General features: G+C 61.6%; 20 protein-coding genes and 1 pseudogene. 15 read left to right on the top strand and 6 right to left on the bottom strand.

Features of this window, described 5'->3' with window-relative positions; translation table 11 throughout:
* Positions 1–180 precede the first annotated feature (180 nt).
* Together X738_RS58230 and vapC are read left to right on the top strand one after the other, a co-directional pair.
* Positions 181–393: a type II toxin-antitoxin system VapB family antitoxin gene (locus tag X738_RS58230; protein WP_023799296.1), complete on the top strand. Its 213-nt coding sequence runs from the start codon at positions 181–183 to the stop codon at positions 391–393.
* Positions 390–779: a type II toxin-antitoxin system VapC family toxin gene (gene vapC, locus X738_RS58235; protein ID WP_023799297.1), complete on the top strand. Its 390-nt coding sequence runs from the start codon at positions 390–392 to the stop codon at positions 777–779. The genes X738_RS58230 and vapC overlap by 4 nt, the downstream gene beginning before the upstream one ends.
* A 36-nt stretch (positions 780–815) precedes the next feature.
* On the opposite strand, the gene X738_RS58240 is transcribed toward vapC, so the two are convergent.
* Positions 816–1949 (bottom strand): site-specific DNA-methyltransferase, encoded by a 1134-nt coding sequence (locus X738_RS58240; RefSeq protein WP_023799298.1) that lies wholly within the window; start codon positions 1947–1949, stop codon positions 816–818.
* Positions 1950–2124: 175 nt separating this feature from the next.
* Between X738_RS58240 and X738_RS58245 the strand changes: the two genes are divergently transcribed.
* Positions 2125–2814 (top strand): HAD family hydrolase, encoded by a 690-nt coding sequence (locus X738_RS58245; RefSeq protein ID WP_027152381.1) that lies wholly within the window; start codon positions 2125–2127, stop codon positions 2812–2814.
* Between the two features lie 39 nt (positions 2815–2853).
* Here X738_RS58245 and X738_RS58250 read toward each other — a convergent pair whose 3' ends face one another.
* Positions 2854–3528, bottom strand: a complete 675-nt coding sequence (locus X738_RS58250) for a hypothetical protein (protein ID WP_023799300.1) — start codon at positions 3526–3528, stop codon at positions 2854–2856.
* A gap of 127 nt (positions 3529–3655) precedes the next feature.
* On the opposite strand from X738_RS58250, the gene thrC reads away from it, so the two are divergent.
* From thrC to X738_RS58275, 5 genes are all read left to right on the top strand, one after another.
* A complete protein-coding gene (gene thrC, locus X738_RS58255; protein WP_023799301.1) occupies positions 3656–5053 on the top strand; it encodes a threonine synthase in 1398 nt (465 codons plus the stop codon).
* A 14-nt stretch (positions 5054–5067) separates the two neighbouring features.
* Complete coding sequence (locus X738_RS58260; protein WP_023799302.1) at positions 5068–6360, top strand: M16 family metallopeptidase; 1293 nt, start codon at positions 5068–5070, stop codon at positions 6358–6360.
* Between the two features lie 15 nt (positions 6361–6375).
* Entirely contained in the window at positions 6376–6972 is a 597-nt protein-coding gene (locus tag X738_RS58265) for a GNAT family N-acetyltransferase (protein WP_023799303.1), read from the top strand.
* Positions 6973–6974: 2 nt separating this feature from the next.
* Positions 6975–9917, top strand: a complete 2943-nt coding sequence (locus X738_RS58270; RefSeq protein WP_023799304.1) for an EAL domain-containing protein — start codon at positions 6975–6977, stop codon at positions 9915–9917.
* Between the two features lie 276 nt (positions 9918–10193).
* On the top strand, positions 10194–10601 hold the full coding sequence (locus X738_RS58275) for a DoxX family protein (RefSeq protein WP_031254957.1): 408 nt from the start codon (positions 10194–10196) through the stop codon (positions 10599–10601).
* 145 nt (positions 10602–10746) lie between these two features.
* Here X738_RS58275 and X738_RS58280 read toward each other — a convergent pair whose 3' ends face one another.
* On the bottom strand, positions 10747–11769 hold the full coding sequence (locus X738_RS58280) for an oxygenase MpaB family protein (protein WP_023799306.1): 1023 nt from the start codon (positions 11767–11769) through the stop codon (positions 10747–10749).
* Between the two features lie 150 nt (positions 11770–11919).
* Positions 11920–12183, bottom strand: coding sequence for a DUF4242 domain-containing protein (locus X738_RS58285; RefSeq protein ID WP_023799307.1), 264 nt, complete (start codon positions 12181–12183; stop codon positions 11920–11922).
* 150 nt (positions 12184–12333) lie between these two features.
* Between X738_RS58285 and X738_RS58290 the strand changes: the two genes are divergently transcribed.
* Positions 12334–13212, top strand: coding sequence for a LysR family transcriptional regulator (locus X738_RS58290; RefSeq protein ID WP_023799308.1), 879 nt, complete (start codon positions 12334–12336; stop codon positions 13210–13212).
* Between the two features lie 40 nt (positions 13213–13252).
* On the opposite strand, the pseudogene X738_RS87000 reads toward X738_RS58290, so the two are convergent.
* Positions 13253–13348: pseudogene (locus tag X738_RS87000) on the bottom strand (LysR family transcriptional regulator); the annotation flags it as partial.
* Between the two features lie 154 nt (positions 13349–13502).
* On the opposite strand from X738_RS87000, the gene X738_RS58295 reads away from it, so the two are divergent.
* The 3 genes from X738_RS58295 to X738_RS58305 all read left to right on the top strand — a co-directional run bounded on the left by X738_RS58295 (position 13503) and on the right by X738_RS58305 (position 16473).
* Complete coding sequence (locus X738_RS58295; protein ID WP_245277665.1) at positions 13503–14009, top strand: nuclear transport factor 2 family protein; 507 nt, start codon at positions 13503–13505, stop codon at positions 14007–14009.
* A gap of 188 nt (positions 14010–14197) precedes the next feature.
* Entirely contained in the window at positions 14198–15007 is an 810-nt protein-coding gene (locus X738_RS58300) for a class I SAM-dependent methyltransferase (protein WP_023799310.1), read from the top strand.
* A gap of 440 nt (positions 15008–15447) precedes the next feature.
* Positions 15448–16473 (top strand): transglycosylase SLT domain-containing protein, encoded by a 1026-nt coding sequence (locus X738_RS58305; protein WP_023799311.1) that lies wholly within the window; start codon positions 15448–15450, stop codon positions 16471–16473.
* A 127-nt stretch (positions 16474–16600) separates the two neighbouring features.
* Here the strand turns inward: X738_RS58305 and X738_RS58310 are convergent, their stop codons facing one another.
* The gene (locus X738_RS58310; RefSeq protein ID WP_023799312.1) at positions 16601–17209 is read right to left on the bottom strand and encodes a YqgE/AlgH family protein; all 609 of its coding nucleotides are present in this window, start codon (positions 17207–17209) and stop codon (positions 16601–16603) included.
* Between the two features lie 190 nt (positions 17210–17399).
* Between X738_RS58310 and X738_RS58315 the strand changes: the two genes are divergently transcribed.
* The 3 genes from X738_RS58315 (at position 17400) to X738_RS58325 (ending at position 19424) form a co-directional block, all read left to right on the top strand.
* Positions 17400–18206, top strand: coding sequence for a protein-disulfide reductase DsbD domain-containing protein (locus X738_RS58315; protein ID WP_023799313.1), 807 nt, complete (start codon positions 17400–17402; stop codon positions 18204–18206).
* A gap of 121 nt (positions 18207–18327) precedes the next feature.
* On the top strand, positions 18328–18828 hold the full coding sequence (locus tag X738_RS58320; protein ID WP_023799314.1) for a peroxiredoxin: 501 nt from the start codon (positions 18328–18330) through the stop codon (positions 18826–18828).
* A gap of 116 nt (positions 18829–18944) precedes the next feature.
* Positions 18945–19424 carry a DUF2938 domain-containing protein gene (locus tag X738_RS58325; protein WP_031254965.1) on the top strand — a complete coding sequence of 160 codons (480 nt, stop codon included), beginning with the start codon at positions 18945–18947 and terminating at the stop codon, positions 19422–19424.
* Positions 19425–19457: the final 33 nt, after the last annotated feature.

The following is a 19457-nucleotide window of genomic DNA, read 5'->3' on the forward strand; positions in this document are numbered from 1 at the left end:
GTCTTGGTCGATTCTGGCAATCACCAAACTGGCACATCGCGATGCCGTCGGGAGGGGGCATCCACTCCATCAGATTCTGACCACTAGGTGTCGAAGATGTCCTCTCTTTCGTCGTGACGGCTTGTTGGTCAGGAGCAGAATGTGTATATTTAGTCCAATCTATACACATCGAGAAGCACCATGCGAACCAACATCGAACTCGACGACGAATTGATCGCGGAGGCCATGGCCGCCTCCGGCCTCAAGACCAAGAAAGCGACGATTGAGGCGGCGCTGCGCAGTCTGGTGCGCCGGCACAGGCAGGATATGGCTATCGCCGCCCTTGCTGGCGCCGGCTGGGAGGGCGATCTCGACGCCATGCGGGAAGGCCGTTCGCCCGATCGGCAGCGATGATCGTCGTCGACAGTTCCGTGTGGATCGCCCATCTCCGCAATACGGACAGCGTCTCGGTCGGCAAGCTCAGGCATCTCGATGACACACAGGAGATTCTGGTCGGAGACTTGATCCTGCTGGAAGTGCTGCAAGGCGCGCTCAACGAACCGCATGCCCAACTGATCGAGCGGAACCTCCGACAATTCGCCATCGTTCCGATGCTGGATCCGGCGACGGCAGTCGAAGCTGCCCGAAACTACCGCATGCTCCGGCAGCGGGGCATCACCATCCGCAAGACAGTCGATATGATTATCGGCACATTCTGCATCCTGGGCGGACACGCGCTGTTGCATGATGACCGAGACTTCGACCCGATGGTTCGTTACCTCGGCCTGCGCGCCGCATGAGAACGACGTGCAACGAGACCTCTGTAGCGGTTATCGTCAGGCCCCTGCCCGCTCCATGCCGAGGCGGGCGATGCGGCGAAGCTCGTCGATCGGGGTCAGGCCGCCGCTGCGCTCATAGTGCCAGAAGGTCCAGCCGTTGCAGGCATCCAGCCCCTGCACTTCCGCGCCGATCTTGTGGATCGATCCGGCGCTGCCGCCGACCGCCACAGTGCCGTCGGCGCGCACCCTGGCCGCCCAGCGCTTCTTGGCGTCGTAGAGCGTGGCGCCCGGCAGCATCAGCCCGGTGTCGATGAGGCTGACGAAAGCGACGCGCGGCTCGGCGCGCTTGCCGGTAAGCACGGTAAGAGCAGCGCCGTCCAGCGGCCGGACTGCATCGATGCGCTCGTTGGCGGCGTCGATATAGGCCTGCTCGCGCTCGATGCCGACGAAATGGCGGCCGAGGCGCTTGGCCACGGCGCCGGTGGTGCCGGAGCCGAAGAAGGGATCGAGCACGATATCGCCGGGCTTCGTCGAGGCCATCATGATGCGGGCGAGCAGCGCTTCGGGCTTCTGCGTCGGATGCAGCTTGTCGCCATTTTCGTTCTTGAGGCGCTCAGCGCCGGTGCAGATCGGAAACAGCCAGTCGGACCGCATCTGGATGTCGTCGTTCGACGCCTTCAGCGCTTCGTAGTTGAAGGTGTAACCCTTGCCCTTCTGATCGCGCGAGGCCCAGATCATCGTCTCATGGGCGTTCTGGAAGCGGCGGCCGCGGAAATTCGGCATCGGATTGGTCTTGCGCCAGACGACATCGTTGAGGATCCAGTACCCCAGATCCTGCATCTTGGCGCCGACCCTGAAAATGTTGTGGTAGGAGCCAATGACCCAGATGGTGCCGTTGGGCTTCAACACGCGGCGCGCCGCCAGCAGCCAGGCCCGGGTGAAGGCGTCGTAGACCTCAAAACTTGCGAACTGGTCCCAGTCGTCGTCGACGGCATCGACCTTGGACTGGTCGGGCCGGTGCAGATCGCCGTCGAGCTGCAGATTGTAGGGCGGATCGGCAAAGATCACGTCGATGGATTTTTCGGGCAGCCGGTCGAGCGCGGCGACGCAATCGCCCTTCAGGATCGTATCGAGCCATTCGGATTGCTGGGGAGCATGGGAAAGCTCGTCGAGAAGACGCACGGCAGACATTGTGACACCCAAAGCACGCGTTACTGTTTACTCCCTGTTATGGTTACCGATCAGCGTAAATATTCGGTGAAGGCCGAGGGTGCGGACCCCGGGTAATTTGCGAAGATCCGCCTGTTGGTGTATGCCGCGCCGCCTGAACCGTCCCAGCCTCCTCCCTCCCGCTTTTCGGATCGCTATGCCCCAGCCAGACCTTGTCATCTTCGATTGCGACGGCGTGCTCGTCGATTCCGAAATCATCGCCGCGCGCATCGAGGCCGAGCTTTTGACGTCGGCCGGCTACGAGATATCGGCCGAGGAGATTTCCGAGACCTATGCCGGGCTGACCTTCAAGGACATCATGATGCGGGTCGAGGAAAAATCCCGCGTCCCATTCCAAGCCTCGCTGATCGATCGCGCCGAAGACCTGGTCGACCGCCGGCTGCGCAGCGACGTGCGCGCCGTCGACGGGGTGCACGAGGCGGTCGCCGCGGTGACGGCGCCGCGCTGCATCTGCTCGAATTCGCGCACCGAGCGGATCGAATTCATGTTGGAGAAGGTGCATCTGCTGCCGTTTTTCAGCGGCCGGATTTTTTCCTCGCTGGAAACACCTAGCGGAAAATCCAAGCCGGCGCCCGACGTGTTTCTCTTTGCCGCGGCAAAGCTCCAGGCCGATCCGGCGAACACCTTCGTCATCGAGGATTCCGTGCATGGCGTGACCGGCGCCAGGACAGCCGGCATGCGTGTGATCGGCTTCACCGGAGCGGCGCACAGCTATCCCGGCCATGCCGACGCGCTGACCGAGGCCGGCGCCGAAACGGTCATCCGCCGCTGGGCGGAACTGAAAAGCGTGATCTCCGCCCTGTCGGAGTGGTCGGCGGATGCGTGAAGCAGGCGTCCAAATGGACGCGCAGATCCAAAGCCGCGGCTATTCGGCCGCGGCAACCTTCTTGTCAGTCTTCTTCGGCGGGCCTTCGTCATAGCCGGCGAACACCTGATAGTCCCGCGCGGTGGGTTCGGGAACGACAACGTTCGAATCGGTGAAGACGAACTGGGTGGCACTCGAGGGATTGGTAACCTGGACCTGATGTTGGTGAAGCTGCGAGTAAAGGACCTCCTTGCCATGCATCACAGCGATACGGATCGGCATGGTGATGGTGCCAGGGCTGAACATCGGTCCCGGAACGACCTTGCCGGCGACGGCGATCTTCATCGTCAGCGAGCCGTTGGCGCGGATGCAGTCGCGGGTCACATCGGTGATCGAGGCCTGATAGACGATCTTGGCGGAATCATCCTGCTGGCCGCTGCTCGCGTCAAGCGCAGCAGCTTCCGCATCCAGGGTGGCGGCTTTTTTCTTGAGCTTTTGACTGCCCTTGGCATAGGTATTGAAGAAGGCGGTGCCGTCGCGCAGCGTCACTTTCGGACAATAGGCCAGCAATTGGCTGGCGAGAACCTTGGGGTCCGGCGGTGGTGGCGGTGTCGTGTCCTTCTTTCCGAAGCCCAGCATGCTGCTGCCGCCTGATTGGCAGCCTGCGGCGGTAAGCATAAAGCCGGCGAGCGCCAGACCCGCGACAAAACGACCGTTAAATGTATGAAACGCCATGAACTGCACTTCCCTCTCGCAAAGCGGGTGACGTATATCAACCGCGCGGCAAAAATGCGACTGAGCAAGTACGGAAATTAACCACTTTGCCGCGGACAATACCGCCCGGCAGCAATGGAACATGACGATGCGTTATGTGAGTACCCGCGGGGAAGCGCCCGTGCTTGGATTTTCCGACGCTGTGCTGGCGGGTTTGGCGCGCGATGGCGGACTTTATGTCCCTGAAACCTGGCCGCAGTTTTCGGCAGCTGAGATCCGCGCGATGCGCGGCCTTGCCTATCCCGACCTCGCCATCCGCGTGCTGTCGCCGTTTCTCGGCGGCGAGATCGCGATGCCGGTGTTCGAACGCCTGGTGCGCGAAGCCTATGCGACGTTCCGTCACGAGGCGGTCTGCCCGCTGGTGCAGACCGGCTCGAACGTGTTCATTCTGGAACTCTTCCATGGCCCGACGCTTGCCTTCAAGGACGTCGCCATGCAGCTTCTCGCCCGGCTGATGGACCATGTGCTTGCCGAACGCAACCAGCGCGCCAGCATTGTCGGCGCCACCTCCGGCGATACCGGCGGGGCCGCCATCGATGCCTTCGCCGGGCGCAACCGCACCGACATCTTCGTTCTTTTCCCGCACGGCCGGGTCTCGCCGGTGCAGCAGCGGCAGATGACGACGTCCATCGCCGTAAATGTCCATGCGCTGGCGGTCGAAGGCAATTTCGACGATTGTCAGGGCCTGGTGAAGGACATGTTCAACGATCACGGTTTTCGCGACCGGGTATCGCTGTCCGGCGTCAATTCGATCAACTGGGCCCGCATCATGGCCCAGATCGTCTATTACTTCTCATCGGCGCTGTCGCTCGGCGCGCCCGACCGGCCGATTTCGTTCACGGTGCCGACCGGCAATTTCGGCGACATCTTCGCCGGCTACGCCGCCAAGAAGATGGGGCTGCCGATCGAGCGGCTGATCATCGCAACCAACGACAACGACATTCTGGCGCGCACGCTGTCGAGCGGCGAGTACCGCACGAAAGGCGTCTTTTCGACCACGTCGCCGTCGATGGACATCCAGGTCTCTTCGAATTTCGAGCGCTTGCTGTTCGAGGCGGCCGGCCGCGACGCCTCTACCGTGCGGCGCTACATGAGCGGCCTCAAGCAGTCCGGCGCCTTCACCATCGAAGCCGGCGAGATCGCCAGGATCCGCTCCGAATTCGACGCCGGCCGCTCGACCATGGACGAAGTCGCCGCCACGATCCGCTCGACGCTCGCAGCCAGCAACTATCTGCTCGACCCGCACACGGCCGCGGCCATGCACGTTGCGGTTGCAAAAGCCACCAATGCCGTGCCGATGGTGGTGCTGGGCACCGCCCATCCGGCAAAGTTCCCCGCCGCCGTCGAAGCGTCCAGCGGCGTGTCGCCTGCCCTGCCCGCATGGCTAGGCGGGTTGATGACTTCAGAGGAAAAATACACGGTACTTCCATCCGACCTGAAAATGGTGGAAGATTATGTTAGCCGCCACACGCGGGCGGCAAATTAGGGAGTATCAGCTATATGGGTGTTGAGGTAAGCCGTCTGTCGAACGGCCTGACAGTCGCCACCGAAACCCTTCCAAGCCTCGAATCCGTCGCTCTTGGCGCCTGGATCAAATCAGGCGCCCGCAATGAGCGTAGCGAAGAGCACGGAATGGCCCACCTGCTTGAACACATGGCGTTCAAGGGAACCAGAAGGCGCAGCGCCTTCGAGATCGCCTCCGAAATCGAGGATGTCGGCGGCGAGATCAATGCCGCCACCAGTGTCGAGACCACCTCCTATTATGCCAGGGTGCTGAGCGACGACGTGCCCCTGGCCGTCGATATCCTGTCCGACATCCTGCAGGAATCCGAGTTCGACCCGCAGGAGCTGGAGCGCGAGCAGCATGTGATCCTGCAGGAGATCGGCGCCGCACACGATACACCCGACGACGTCGTCTTCGACCACTTCACCGAGACGGCCTTCCGCCACCAGACGATCGGCCGCTCCATCCTCGGCACGCCGGAAACCGTCAAATCCTTCACCTCGAAGCAATTGCACAAATTCATCGAACGGCAATATGGCGCCGAGCGCATGGTGGTCGTTGCCGCCGGCGACATCAAGCACGACAACTTCGTGCGCGAGGTCGAGAAGCATCTCGGCGGTTTCCGCAGCAAGTCCGACAACACCATGCCGCAATATGCGCAATATGTCGGCGGCGATTTCCGCGAGGACCGCGACCTGATGGACGCGCAGATCGTGCTGGGGTTCGAGGGCCGCGCCTATCATGTACGCGACTTCTACGCCTCGCAGGTCCTGTCGATGATCCTTGGCGGCGGCATGTCGTCGCGTCTTTTCCAGGAGGTCCGCGAAAAGCGCGGGCTGTGCTATTCGGTCTATGCATTCCACTGGGGTTTTTCCGATACCGGCATATTCGGCGTCCATGCCGCGACCGGGCAGAGCGATATCGCCGAATTGGTGCCGGTGGTCATCGGCGAGTTGCAGAAGGTCGGCGAGAACATCCTGCAGGAGGAACTCGACCGGGCACGCGCCCAGTACCGTGCAGGCCTGATCATGTCTGCCGAAAGCCCAGCCAGCCGCGCCTCGCAGATCGCCCGGCAAATGCTTCTGTTCGGCCGGCCGATCGCCAAGGAAGAGCTGATGGAACGGCTGTCGGCGTTGACGGTCGAGCGGTTAACGGACCTGTCGTCACGGCTGTTTTCGACCAAGCCGACGCTGACTGCCGTCGGACCGGTGGGCACGCTCGCTCCCTATGAGGCGGTCCTCGAGTCGCTTTCGGGCACGCAGACCACGGCCCGAAAGCTCGCCGGCTAAGTCCATCAAAGCGTCATGTTCGCGCTCCCTTTCTTTCGCCGTGACCTGCCGGCACTGAAGGGTGACCGGGTCACGCTGCGCGTGCCGCTGACCAACGACTATCGTGAATGGTCGGTGCTGCGCGGGGAAAGCCGCGCCTTCCTGGAGCCGTGGGAACCGCGCTGGAACCCCGACGAGCTCGACCGCACGGCCTGGCGGCATCGCCTCAGCCGCTATCGCGAAGACTATGCGCAGGGAACGGCCATAGCCTTCTTCATCTTCGACAAAAGCAACGGCAAGCTTGTCGGTGGAATCACCCTCGGCAATATCCGCCACGGCGTCGCGCAAAGCGGCCATATCGGCTACTGGATCGGCGAGCGCTACAGCGGCCGTGGCCTGATGACCGACGCGGTCAAGGTGGTGACGCGCTTCGCCTTCGATACGCTGAGGTTGCACCGGATCGAAGCTGCCTGTATTCCCGACAACGCCCGGTCGATCCGCGTGCTTGAAAAAGCCGGATTCCGGCGCGAAGGACTTCTCCGATCCTATCTCAGGATCAACGGCATCTGGCAGGACCACTACCTCTACGCCCGGATCGAGGACGATCCGCCGGGCGCGGAAACGAAGGACTGATTTTGACGAATTTCCTGCGAATCGGGTCGTTGTTCGCCTTTGTGCTGACGGCAATCGTCGTGCTCTGCGCGGCGTCTTCGGCCTTCGCCGTCGAACCGATCAAGATTGCCCGCGACGATGTGGCGCTCGACCTTTCGGGTGCCGTCGAAATATACCGCAACCAGGGCGAGAATTTTCAGGTGTCGACTGCTCCGGGACCGGACGGCATCGTGCGGCGCATCGAGGTCGAGGCCAATGATGCGCGCTCGACCGGCGACTGGGCGGTGTTCGCGCTTGCCAACACCACCGACCAGCAGCTCGACAGGCTGATCGTCGCACCGCATTTCCGGCTGGTGAATTCCGGTATCTTCTGGCCGGATCTCGGCTCGACCCGCATTGCCGCGATCACGCCCAGCGAGGGCTTCGCGCTTGACCGCCAGAGCAGCCCCGACGCTGATGTGTTCCGGGTGACGCTGAACCCCGGAACGGTGATCACCTTCATTGCCGAACTGGCGTCGCCCAAACTGCCGCAGGTCTATCTTTGGGAGCCGGAATCCTACAAGGATTCGGTCAATTCCTACACGCTGTTTCGCGGCATCGTCATCGGCATCGCCGGCCTCCTGGCGCTGTTCCTGACCATCCTTTTCGTCGTCAAGGGGACCTCGATGTTCCCGGCAACCGCAGCACTCGCCTGGGCGGTGCTCGCCTACATCTGCATCGATTTCGGCTTTCTCAACAAGGTCCTGGAAATATCGCCCGGCAACGAGCAGATGTGGCGGGCCGGAACGGAGGTGGCGCTTGCAGCGACGTTCGTGGTGTTCCTGTTCGCCTATCTCAACCTTAACCGATGGCACGGCCATTTCAGCTACGGCGCTCTGGTCTGGATTCTGGGGCTGCTGCTGATCGCCGGCGTTGCAATCGTCGACCCGGCGGTCGCCGCCGGCATCGCCAGGCTGTCCTTCGCCGCTACCGCGCTGACCGGCCTCGGCCTGATCATCTTCCTCGGCATACGCGGCTACGACCGTGCCATCATGCTGGTGCCCAGTTGGGTCATGGTCCTGTTGTGGCTATGCGGGTCGTGGATGGCGATCACCGGCATGCTCGACAATGACATCGCCCAGCCGGCACTGGGCGGCGGGCTGATCCTCATCATCCTGCTCATCGGCTTCACCGTAATGCAGCACGCCTTTGCCGGCGGTGCGCTGCATCAGGGCCTGTTCTCCGATCTCGAACGGCAGGCGCTGGCCGTGGCCGGATCGGGCGACACGGTGTGGGACTGGGACGTGATGCGCGACCGCGTCGTCACCAGGCCGGATGTCAGCATCCAGCTGGGCCTTGCGCCCGACAGCCTGGGCGGCGCTGCCCGCAACTGGCTGCCGGTACTCCATGCCGACGACCGCGACACCTTCCGAACGACGCTCGACGTGGTGCTTGAACACCGGCGCGGCCGGGTGTCGCAGAATTTCCGCCTGCGCGGCGCCGACGGGCACTATCACTGGTTTTCGCTGCGCGCCCGGCCGGTGATCGGATCGGACGGCGAGGTCATCCGCTGCGTCGGCACCATGGTCGACGTGACGGAGCAGAAGAAGTCCGAGGAGAGGCTGTTGCACGATGCCGTGCACGACAATCTGACCGGCCTGCCGAACCGGGAATTGCTTATGAACCGGCTGGAGGCGATCATCTCGATCGCGCGCACCGAAGAGAAGGTCCGTCCCACCGTCTTCGTCATCGACATCGACCGGTTCAAGCAGGTCAATGACGGGCTCGGCATCTCGGCCGGAGATACCATCCTGCTCACTGTTGCGCGCCGGCTGCACCGGCTGCTCAAGCCGAAGGATTCGCTGTCGCGCTTTGCCGGCGACCAGTTCGCGCTGATGCTGCTTTCCGAGCAGGACCCGGCCCGCATCGCAGCCGTTGCCGATGCCATCAAGCATGCGATCAACAATCCGATTACCTTTGCCAAGCGCGAGATCGTGCTGACCGCCTCGATCGGTCNCTACCCGGAATGGTCGCCGGAGCGCTTCCGGCGTTGGGCTCGCTCGATCGGTCTGGTCACCTGGACCTCGGCGCAGAGTTCGGCCGAGGACATGGTCAAGGACGCCGAGCTTGCCATGCACCAGGCCAAGCGTTTTGGCGGCGACAGGATCGAACCGTTCCGACCCGCCTTCCGCACCGTCGGCACCGACCGGCTGCAGTTCGAGTCCGACCTGCGCCGCGCCATCGAACGGCGCGAATTCACACTCGCCTACCAGCCCATCGTGCGGCTGGAAGACGGCAGCGTTGCCGGCTTCGAGGCGCTTTTGCGCTGGGACCATCCGCGTCGCGGCATGATCCCGCCAGGCGATTTCATCCCGGTCGCCGAGAGCTGCGGCCTGATCGTGCAGCTTGGCTTGTTCGCCATGCAGCAGGCCGCCGAAGATCTGGCGGGATGGCAAAAGCAGATCGGCGACGCGCCGCTGTCGGTTTCGGTCAACCTGTCCAGCCGACAGCTCATCCGCCGCGATCTGGTCAGCGACGTTCGCTCGGTGATCGCGCGGGCCAATCTGAAGCCGCGCTGTTTCCGACTCGAGCTCACCGAATCGCTGGTGATGGACAATCCCGAGCAGACAGCCCATGTGCTGAACAAGCTGAAGAAGCTTGGCATCGGCCTGTCGCTGGACGATTTCGGCACCGGCTACTCATCGCTGGCCTATCTGACGCGCTTTCCCTTCGACACGATCAAGATCGACAAGAGCTTTGTCGACGACACGACACCGAAGCGCGCGGTGCTGCTCAAATCGATGGTCAACATGGCGCATGAACTTGGCCTTTCGGTCGTGGCCGAGGGCATTTCGGACGAAAGCGATGCGCTCGAACTGCGCCAGATGGGCTGCGAATATGTGCAGAGCTTCATGTTCGGCGCGCCGATGCCCGGTGATCAGGTGCTGAGGACGCTGAAGGAACAGTATCCGCTGACCCGGGCTTGATCTTGTTCATGTCGTTGTCCCAAAACCGCTGCCCTTTTTGGGCGGCATGAGCCTGGCGATTGGCACCCGCTGAAGCGCATCGGCAAGGTCTCGCTTCCCGCGGCTCGGCACTCCATCAATAGCACGACCAGAGGTCACGCGACTGTGAACTGGGAGTATTGGTTTGCGGCTCGCGCTGTGCATCATACCGACTTCGCGAAATCGGTGCGAAGAGCGGACCCGCTGATAATTCAGCCTGCTGCCCGGAATCACCGGGTCATGATGGAGGCCCAACTGATGAATTTCGACAAGATTTCTGCTTGGGCTCCGGTGTGGTTAAGCGTCGTGAGGATCATGTCGGCGCTGCTGTTTCTGGAGCACGGAACTCAAAAGCTCTTCAATTTTCCGCCCGCGCCCGAGCCGATGCAACTGTCGGGGCTTATTGTGATCCAGGCATTGATCGAGCTGATCGGAGGCGCGCTGCTTGCCCTCGGACTCTTCACCCGGCCCGTCGCGTTCATTCTGTCCGGCAACATGGCGGTCGCCTATTTCATGGCGCATGCGCCGCAAAACTTCTTTCCGGTTGTCAACGAGGGCGACTCGTCGATCCTCTACTGCTTCATCTTCCTGTACTTCTTTTTCGCGGGAGGCGGCGCGTGGAGCGTCGATGCGGCCCGTCGCGGGACCGGCCTCGCGACGCCCTGAACAGGATCGCGAGGGAACTTGCTGGGCGGCTACCAGCGGAGCATGTCCGACAGCCTGCCAGGTCGAAATGATAGGAATTTCCGGCTCCGCTGATCGTCGCTTTCGGGCCCTTCGCTGGACATTCCCCAACACGAGATACGCGCCCTTAGGGCGGCCATTGCCGCACTTTTAACCCGTCGCTTTCCCTTATGCGGGCATCAAATCCCGCATGATCGCGACCGTGCTGCTCGTGTCTAGGTGCCTTCTGTCGGCGATAGAGATAGTTCTCGGGAAGACCGAGGCGACGGCTCGACTGGACGGCCGGAGATGAAGGGAGCACGATGCGCTCGCAGATTGCAGCCGTCGTCTTCACAAAAGCACGCTCCCACGGCTTCAACGTCCAGTGGTCGCCGAGTGCCAACCGCTTGCGGACCCAGCGGGGCAGGATCTCGACAGCTGCCTTCAGAAATGGCCGCTGAAGCGGTTGAGCCACCCCCGGCAAGACGGGAACGTCTTCCATGATCTGCAGGAATTCCAGGACGATCGGCGATGCGACGAGTCTTTGCCTCATCACGTCGAACAGCGCGTAAAGCTCGGCCTGCGACGTGGGCGCGTCAACCGCACCATAGAGAAGCGCGACGGGGCGAGCCTCGGCAAACATCGCATCCCGTTCGAAAAAACGCAATCGATGCACGTAGACGTGATAGGCCTCCATGAAGCCAAACCCGGCCGTCGCTTGCACCCAGTCCAGCAACTCCGGGTCGGTGGCGTGGTATGGCTCACCTTCGCTGGTTCGGCCTGAAACGCGCCCATGCATCCTGACCACACCTTCAATCATGGCCTTGGCCTTGGTCCGGGGACCGTAGACCGTGACCAAGGCGGCGAGGCCGGTGCGCCGTAATCGTCGGAGCGCGTCGGAGCGGAATGTGCTGTGCTGCCAAATGGCGTCGCGAACCCGCGGCTCTGCCAATTCGAGCAGCACCGCCGTAACCCCGCCGATGAACAGCGCAACCGGGTTCTTGAAAATACGCCACGACACCGAGTTGGGCGGCAACAGCGCCGGCTCGCCCTGCGGGGTCGAGAAGTCCATCTGAGATCCGAGCCGCTGGCGCATGAACGACAGCGCAAGGGTGTCCACACGACGCTCAAGCAGGCGAGGCAGAGGAAGGGTGCCCGAATTGCCAAACATGCTCCGACTCTCCTGGCAACGCGTGTGGCTGGCGGATGCAGCACGAACGTCTTGGCCCTTCCGTCGTTCCAAAGATCCAATCTGGCGCGCTGCATAACTCCGCAAGAACACCGGGCCCGGATAGCCATCACGAGCCCGGTCGCGCCGGCCCTATGGGGTAAGATCGAGCGCCGGCACGATTCTGTGATAGGGCAGCCCCGCATCGTCGTTTAGACGCTTCACGTCGACATCGGAGGCAGCGTCAAACAGGCACATGCAGCGCCCGTCCTCCGGTGCGAAGGTCGAGCGCAGATAGCTGATGTCGGTGCCGTTGGAGGTCATCTCGGCGGCTTTGCTGATCGCCGCCTTCTGCGCATCTCCCAGAGCTTCCATGCTGATGCCCTTGAGGTCGCGTTCCACCATGTAGACAGTCATTTCCAGATCTCCTCCTGTGAAAAGTGACCACAGGAGTTGAACGCAGCTGCGGGCGAAAGAGAACGACATTTTTTCTATCGATCGATAGCCGACAGTTATCGATGAAAGGATTACAATGTCGTTTCGTGGAACCGCCTCGGGAGGCTCGCCATGGAGATGTTTCAGGTCCGCTACGTGCTTGCCGCCGCGAAGATGCTGAACTTCACCAAGGCCGCCACCGATTGCAATGTCTCTCAACCGGCGCTCACCAAAGCTGTCAAGACGCTCGAGGATGAGCTTGGCGCGCCTTTGTTCCACCGCGAGGGAAAGCGCGTCCTCCTGAGTGAGTTCGGGCGCTCCATTCTGCCGCATCTTCAGCAGATCATGCAGGAGGCCCACGCAACCAGAACGCTTGCCGACAATTTCAGGCTGCTCAACCAGGTGCCGATCCGCCTCGGCGTCATGTCGACCATCGGCCATGTGAAACTCGCCCGGTTCCTCGCAAAGTTCCAGCGCGACTATCATGGCGTGGAGCTTGAAGTTAGCGAGGCGAGCGTCCAGGAACTGAAAAACAGGCTCGAGCAAGGCGATCTCGATCTTGCCGTTCTCAATCCGCTGGAGGGATTGGGAGCGGCGTTCCGCGTCCATGATCTCTACAGTGAGCGTTACGTCGTCGTGTTCGCGCCGGATCACCGGCTTGCGAGCCTCAATGCAATCAAGTTGGTCGATCTCTCTCAAGAACCCTATGTCGATCGTCTGTCCTGCGAAATGCGGGACCTGGTGATGGGTGCGTGCCGGGAAAGAAACGTCAGCCTTTATGCCCGCTTTCGTTCCGAGCGCGAGGATTGGATCCAATCAATGGTGCTGGCGCGGATCGGCTTCGCCTTCATGCCTGAATATTCGGTGACGTCGCCTGAACTTTTGCAGCGTCCGCTGATCGAACCCGCGGTGGCACGCACGGTGTCCCTGGCTAGCGTTCCCGGCCGGCCCTATAGCCCGGCGACGGCGGCAATGGTCCGAGCTGCCCAGACGTTCGATTGGCCAGGCTAGGCGTTTAGCGCTGAGGCTTGAGCTATGCTGATTTGAGATGCGTCAGATTCAACCTTTCGGCCGCTCGGCCCACGTGGCACTCGTCGTGCACGATCTCAAACAGAACGAGGAGGTTGAGATCAATCCTGTTCAGCATTTCGATGAAATCATATCACTGGATTCAGCATCATCGAAGTGCGATCTCCTGAGCAAGCGGAGCAGCGCAAGGCGCGCTTCGCATCGGAAACAGATGCAGGAGCACCCGCATGCCAGTATCACGACGTTCCCTTCTCGCCGCAGCAAGCGCTGGCGTGGCATTGTCAGAAACTGCAAGATCAACGAAAGCCTCGGCACAGGCTCTTGGGGAGCCTGCGATAGACCAGACGGTTGCCGATCTCGTCGAGCGGTCTGCGGAAGCAAATTCGGCGCTGATGCTCGGGGAGATAACGAAATACTACGAGGTGATCCCACATACCGGGGACTTCCTGCTGATGTCTCCATTCGGAGGAAAGCCCACGCGGGCGTCTGAACTGACTGCCGAGCGGATCGAGGCGATGGGCCGCTTTTTCAAGAACGGCACCTTCAAGCACGAACTTCTTCAAGCCTATGGTTCCGCCGACATGGTGGTCCTCGCGATCATTGAACGCCCGCACGTCGAGGTCGGCGGTCTGCCAGCCCAGGATTGGCCGCTGCGGGTTACCTTGGTCTATCGCCGCGAAGAGGCGGAATGGCGCTTGGTGCATCGGCACGCTGACCCCCTGGTCAAGGGCGTGAGCCTGGAGCAGGCGGCGGCCCTTGCACGCGGCGAAGCCGCGTGATGCGAAGAGTGTTGCCATCCCGACGGAGCGCTCTGGCTGCTGGTCCAAAGCCCGCCGAAGGTTTTCGCTTCTCGTCGATGCAAAACGTCATTCTATGGCGCCGAATGTGGCCCAACGCGCCTTGCGAGCACCTGCTGGCGCCGGTGAAGTAGATCCGCCATAGTCATGCGCCCTGAGGGAGGACGATCATGACCTTGCCCAGCTACGCAATGAACCAGGTAAGTTTCCCGGAGATGTACGAGCGGTGGCTCGTCGGCCCTCTCTTCCGTCCATGGGCCGAGATGGCTCTTGACGAGTTGGAATTGTCTTCGGGCGATCGGCTACTCGATATCGCTTGCGGAACAGGAATAGTGGCGCGCGTTGCTAGAGAGCGGCTCGGTGGAGCCGGATATATCGTCGGTGTCGACGTCAGCGCGGACATGCTTGCAGTGGCACGGGCTGTAGAACCAGCCATCGACTGGCGCCAGGGCAATGCCGGCGAGTTGCCTCTGCGTAGTGGTGAGACCTTCGACGTGGTCGTCTGCCAGCAAGGACTGCAGTTCTTTCCTGACAAACCCGCGGCGGCTGCGCAGATGCGTCGCGCGCTGACGAAGGGCGGCAGGCTAGCGATCGCCACGTGGCGCCCGGACGACGAAATCCCGTTCTTTCGCGACCTGCGCCGCGTCGCGGAGCGCCATTTGGGCGCCATCGCCGATCAACGGTACAGCTTCGGGGAAGCGGCTCCACTCGAGGCGCTGCTGCGAGACGCCGGCTTCCACGAGGTCCGATCGTGGATTGTTTCGCGCACCATCCATTTCGGGGAAGGCGTACCTTTCCTGCATTTGAATACGATGGCGCTGGTCGGGATGAGTTCCTTAGCCAAGGAATTGGGTGATCAGGAACGCAAGCGCGTCGTGGAGGCGATCGTGAGCGAGAGTGCGCCCGTGCTGCAGCCATACACCATCGGGACGGGACTGGCCTTCGAGCTCAGCACCAATCTGGCGACAGCCAAAGGCTAAATGATCTCTCACCAGCGGAGAACTGGTTCGATCGTGTATTGTGCGGAGAATGGCTGCTCATTCACATTCGCCGTTCGAGAACCGAAAGGATTGCCCCGCTGCGGTCGAGGGCAGACCACCTCAGGGAAACTACTGCTCGCAATCGAGAGGCTTCACAAGCAACGCATCGGCTACGCAGCCCTCGATAAAAACCATCTTGTTTTACATTTCGAATTATTTTGCCGCACTGTGGCCATTGTGCCGCCATTATCCATGACTAGTTGAATGAAGCACTGACCGTTCTTCTTGTCTTTTTCGACGTTGACGGCTCAACGTTGGAAATAGACCTGCCCCAAAGTATCTGGGCGGCTAGACAAGGAACGGAGGGGGACCTGGCGTCACTCCAAAGAACATTTGAATTCTTTGCTTGCGGAGCCTTCGTCCTTTCGGGCGGACGGCCTTTGTCGAAAAGGATCGCGGGGCTTGGCCTGGCGGCGATAGTGGCAGCCATGCCATGGCCGGTCCATTCGGGAGTCCTGGTCAACGGCGTGACCGAAGCCGCGGTTGCCACTGCTGTTCCGTTCTCGGCTCTGAGTTTCCCCTCGGCCGCGCCCGAGTTCGACATCATCGATCCAGACACCATATCGACCTCTGGACGCGAGGGAGAACGCACACTGGCCGAGGCATTGAAGGGCACCGTCTCCATCCTTTCCGAAGGCGCGGAACAGATCGTCATCGGCATGTCGATGCACGAGTTCGGCGAGTACAAGGTGTCGCAGCACATCGCCAGCGAAATCCTTCGTGCAGCCAAGGACACCCAATTTCCTGCCGATACGCTTTTTGCGATCGCCGAAAAGGAATCCTCCTTCGACATCAACAATCGCCCGTCTAAAGGGTCGGCGCTTGGTCTTATGCAATTCCTCGACCAGACATGGCTCGAGGCGGTGAAGAGGTACGGTGCAGAATTCGGCTTGGGCGACGAAGCGGAACTGATCCGGACCCGCCCCGAGGGCAAACGCGAATACCATTTCGTCGAGGACAAGGCCGAAGAACAGCGCATCCTTGAATTCAGGCGCGATCCCTATCTGTCGGCGGCACTTGCGGCCAAGAACCTTCTCGCGGCCAAGCAACGCATCGAAGCTCGTCTTGAGAAGGCCATGGATGAAAAGGATCTCTACCTCCCCCATTTCCTTGGCACCAACGGGGCAGCAGCGCTCCTGTCGAATGCCGATAAGAAGCCCAATGCCACGGCCAGCAAAATCTTCCCCAAGGCGGCACGCTTCAACACTGCGATCTTCAAGGCCGAGGGAAAACAGCTCACCGTCGGCCAGTTTCACCAGCGCCTGCGCTCCTTCCTGGAAGCCCGCATCGGCAAATACAGCGATGTCGAAACGCGCGTGAAACAGGCCGACCTGTCCTGGACGTCGGGTTTCGAGAATCTCGTCTACGATCTGGGCAAACGGCTGGCGATGGCAATGCGGCGGTAACCATCCAGGTATCGGGTTTTCACCTCTAAAGCGCGTCGCGTTGATCGGCCTCACGCGACGCGCTTTAGGTTGTCGTTTTATGCATGTCGCTATCGCAAAACCGCTAGACACTTTTGCGCGACATGCATTAGGCGTGACCGGCGGCCAGACTGAGATGCGCGAGGTCGATACCGATCGAAGCGAGTATCCGGTCGTATTTGCGCTCGATGTCGGTATCGAACAGAAGCTCCGCATTTGCCGGGCAGGTCAGCCAACCGTTCTCGGCGATTTCGCTTTCCAGCTGACCGGCGCCCCAGCCCGAATAGCCGAGCGCCATCAGCGCGTGCCGAGGCCCGCGGCCCGACGAAATGGCGCGCAATATGTCGACGGTCGCGGTCAGGCAAATGTCGTCGGAGACGGCCAGCGACGATTCCACCCGGTAGTCGCCCGAATGCAGGACGAAGCCGCGGCTGCGGTCCACCGGTCCGCCGTTGCGGACGACGAAGTCGCGGGCCTGCGCGGGCAAGCGGATCGCCTCCTGTTCGTTCATGATGCCGAGTTGCACGAGCAGATCCGGAAACAGCATCTGCTGTGTCTGGTTGATGACCAGGCCCATCGCGCCTTCGTCGCTGTGCGCGCAAATATAGATGACGGAGCGCGTGAAGCGGTCGTCCTTCATGCCGGGCATGGCAATCAGGAACTGGTCGTCGAGAAAGCCGCGTCCCGCAGCCATCTTCTTGTGGCGCAACAAGTCCATGAGGGGAGCGTAACGCGTTTCTGGAGCGCCGAAAAGATGCGCCGCGCGCGATTTGGTCGCAGATGTGCATCCAAGCCACGCAAAGCTGTGCCCGAGGTCACACAAAGCTGTGCCCGAGGTCACGCAAATATGATAGCAGCGACGCCATGAAGTCATTGCGCAGCCATGAACGGACGCTCAAATCGCCGCCATGCAAAGCTTGAAAGTCCTGCTGCTCAGCGCCGCTGTCGGATGTGGAACCGGTCTTCCCGCCGCAGCCTCCTCGTCGATCTGGTACGAAAGCGAAGGCGGCAAAGTACGCCTTGTGACGAGCGGCAAGCCCGACACAGCCGGACGCATCCATGGCGTCCTCGATATTTCGCTCAAGCCCGGCTGGAAAACCTACTGGCGCGATCCGGGCGACGCGGGCGTGCCGCCGCAAATCGATATCTCGGCCAGCACCAACATTGCCAACGCGACGTTTTCGTTTCCACCACCCCAGCGCCACGACGACGGCTCCGGCAAATGGGCCGGCTACGACCATCCGGTTTCGCTGCCGGTAACGTTCACGCTGTCGGCGCCGAACGAGCCGGCCGTCATCGTTGCCGATATCTTTCTCGGAATTTGTGAGACGATCTGCATCCCGGTGCAAACAAAGCTGACCATCGATCCGGGCTCCGATCCGGACAATGTCGAAGACGCCGCTTTGGTGAAGGCGGCGCTTGCAACGCTGCCTGCTCCCGCAAGACCCGATTTCGGCGTCAAGATCCTGCCGGGCGACCGCGAGACACTGATTGTCGAGGCGAGCTTTCCGGGCAATCCCAAAGCAGCGGATTTCTTCGTCGCCGGCGAGCGGGACTACATGTTCGGCGTGCCGGCCCGCAGCGAAAAGGACGGCAAGCTGCTGTTTACCGTGCCGATCCTCGACAGACCGACGACGACGCCGACGGATGGCGGACTTTACTACACGCTGACAACTGCGGCCGGCGCCGTCGAAGGCCTGCTGCCGTTCCCTTGATCCCCAGCAAAGGATGTTCAGATCGAACATCCCTTGCTCCGGCCACCCCGACAGTTGCGGGAAACGGCTGAATTCGCTATCGCAAGGACACTCCCTTCCATTTGTCAAAACGAGGACCACGATGATGATTGCCGTTGGCGACAAGCTGCCCCAAGCGACCTTCAAGACGATGACTGCCGACGGCGCAAAAGCGATCACGACGGCCGAGATTTTCTCGGGAAAGAAGGTGGTGCTGTTCGCTGTTCCCGGCGCCTTCACGCCGACCTGCTCCAACAACCATCTGCCCGGCTTTCTGGACAATTACGACGCCATCCTGGCGCGCGGCGTCGACACCATTGCCGTCGTCGCCGTCAACGATGTCCACGTGATGGGCGCCTGGGCCCGCTTCAGCGGCGGTGAAGGCAAGATCCTCTATCTTGCCGACGGCAATGGCGATTTCGTCAAGTCGATCGGCCTCGACGCCGACCTTTCCGGCGGTGGCATGGGGCTGCGCTCGAAGCGGTTTTCGATGATCGTCGACGACGGCAAGGTCGCCGCGCTCAATCTCGAGACAAAGCCTGGCGTTGATGAATCCGGTGCTGCTCACATTCTCGGACAGCTTTCCGTTTTGGCGACAGCATAGGCCGAGGTTGCCGCGGTCCTTTGGCCTGACTATCGCGCTCGTTTCGGCCGCGGCGCGTCCAATTGGGCGTGCAAAGAACGCTGTTCAGGAATTGCCTGCTTTTAGGGACCTCAATGATGTTTGACCACTTCTGGCGCGCTGTGGCGATCGGCATCGGCGCCACGGCACTCATGGACCTCTGGGCGATTTTCCTGAACACGGTGTTTGCTCAGCCACGGCCGAACTGGGGACTGGTTGGTCGCTGGGTCTGGCACCTGAGGGACGGCAAGGTCTTCCATGACGATATCGGCGAGGCAGCACCCTATGCGTATGAATCGGCGCTGGGCTGGGCCTTCCACTATCTTGTCGGCATCGTCTACGGCATCGTTCTGGCCGTTTTGGCGGGAGCGGCGTGGCTGGCCGCGCCGACCTTCCTGCCGGCCTTCATCCTCGGCATCGTCACCGTAGGCGCCGGCTGGTTCCTGCTGGCGCCCGGCATGGGCGCCGGCTGGGCCGCGTCAAAGCGCCCCAACCCGATGCAGATCCGCGCCCTCAACCTCGTGTCGCATACTGTGTTCGCGCTCGGACTTTTCGGCACAGCGCTGCTGATCCGCTGAATATGGCGGACCAGACTGGTCAGTAGTCCAGAC

Origin of the sequence: Mesorhizobium sp. L48C026A00 (assembly GCF_000502375.1) — a bacterium.
In the GTDB taxonomy this organism is placed as follows: domain Bacteria; phylum Pseudomonadota; class Alphaproteobacteria; order Rhizobiales; family Rhizobiaceae; genus Mesorhizobium; species Mesorhizobium muleiense.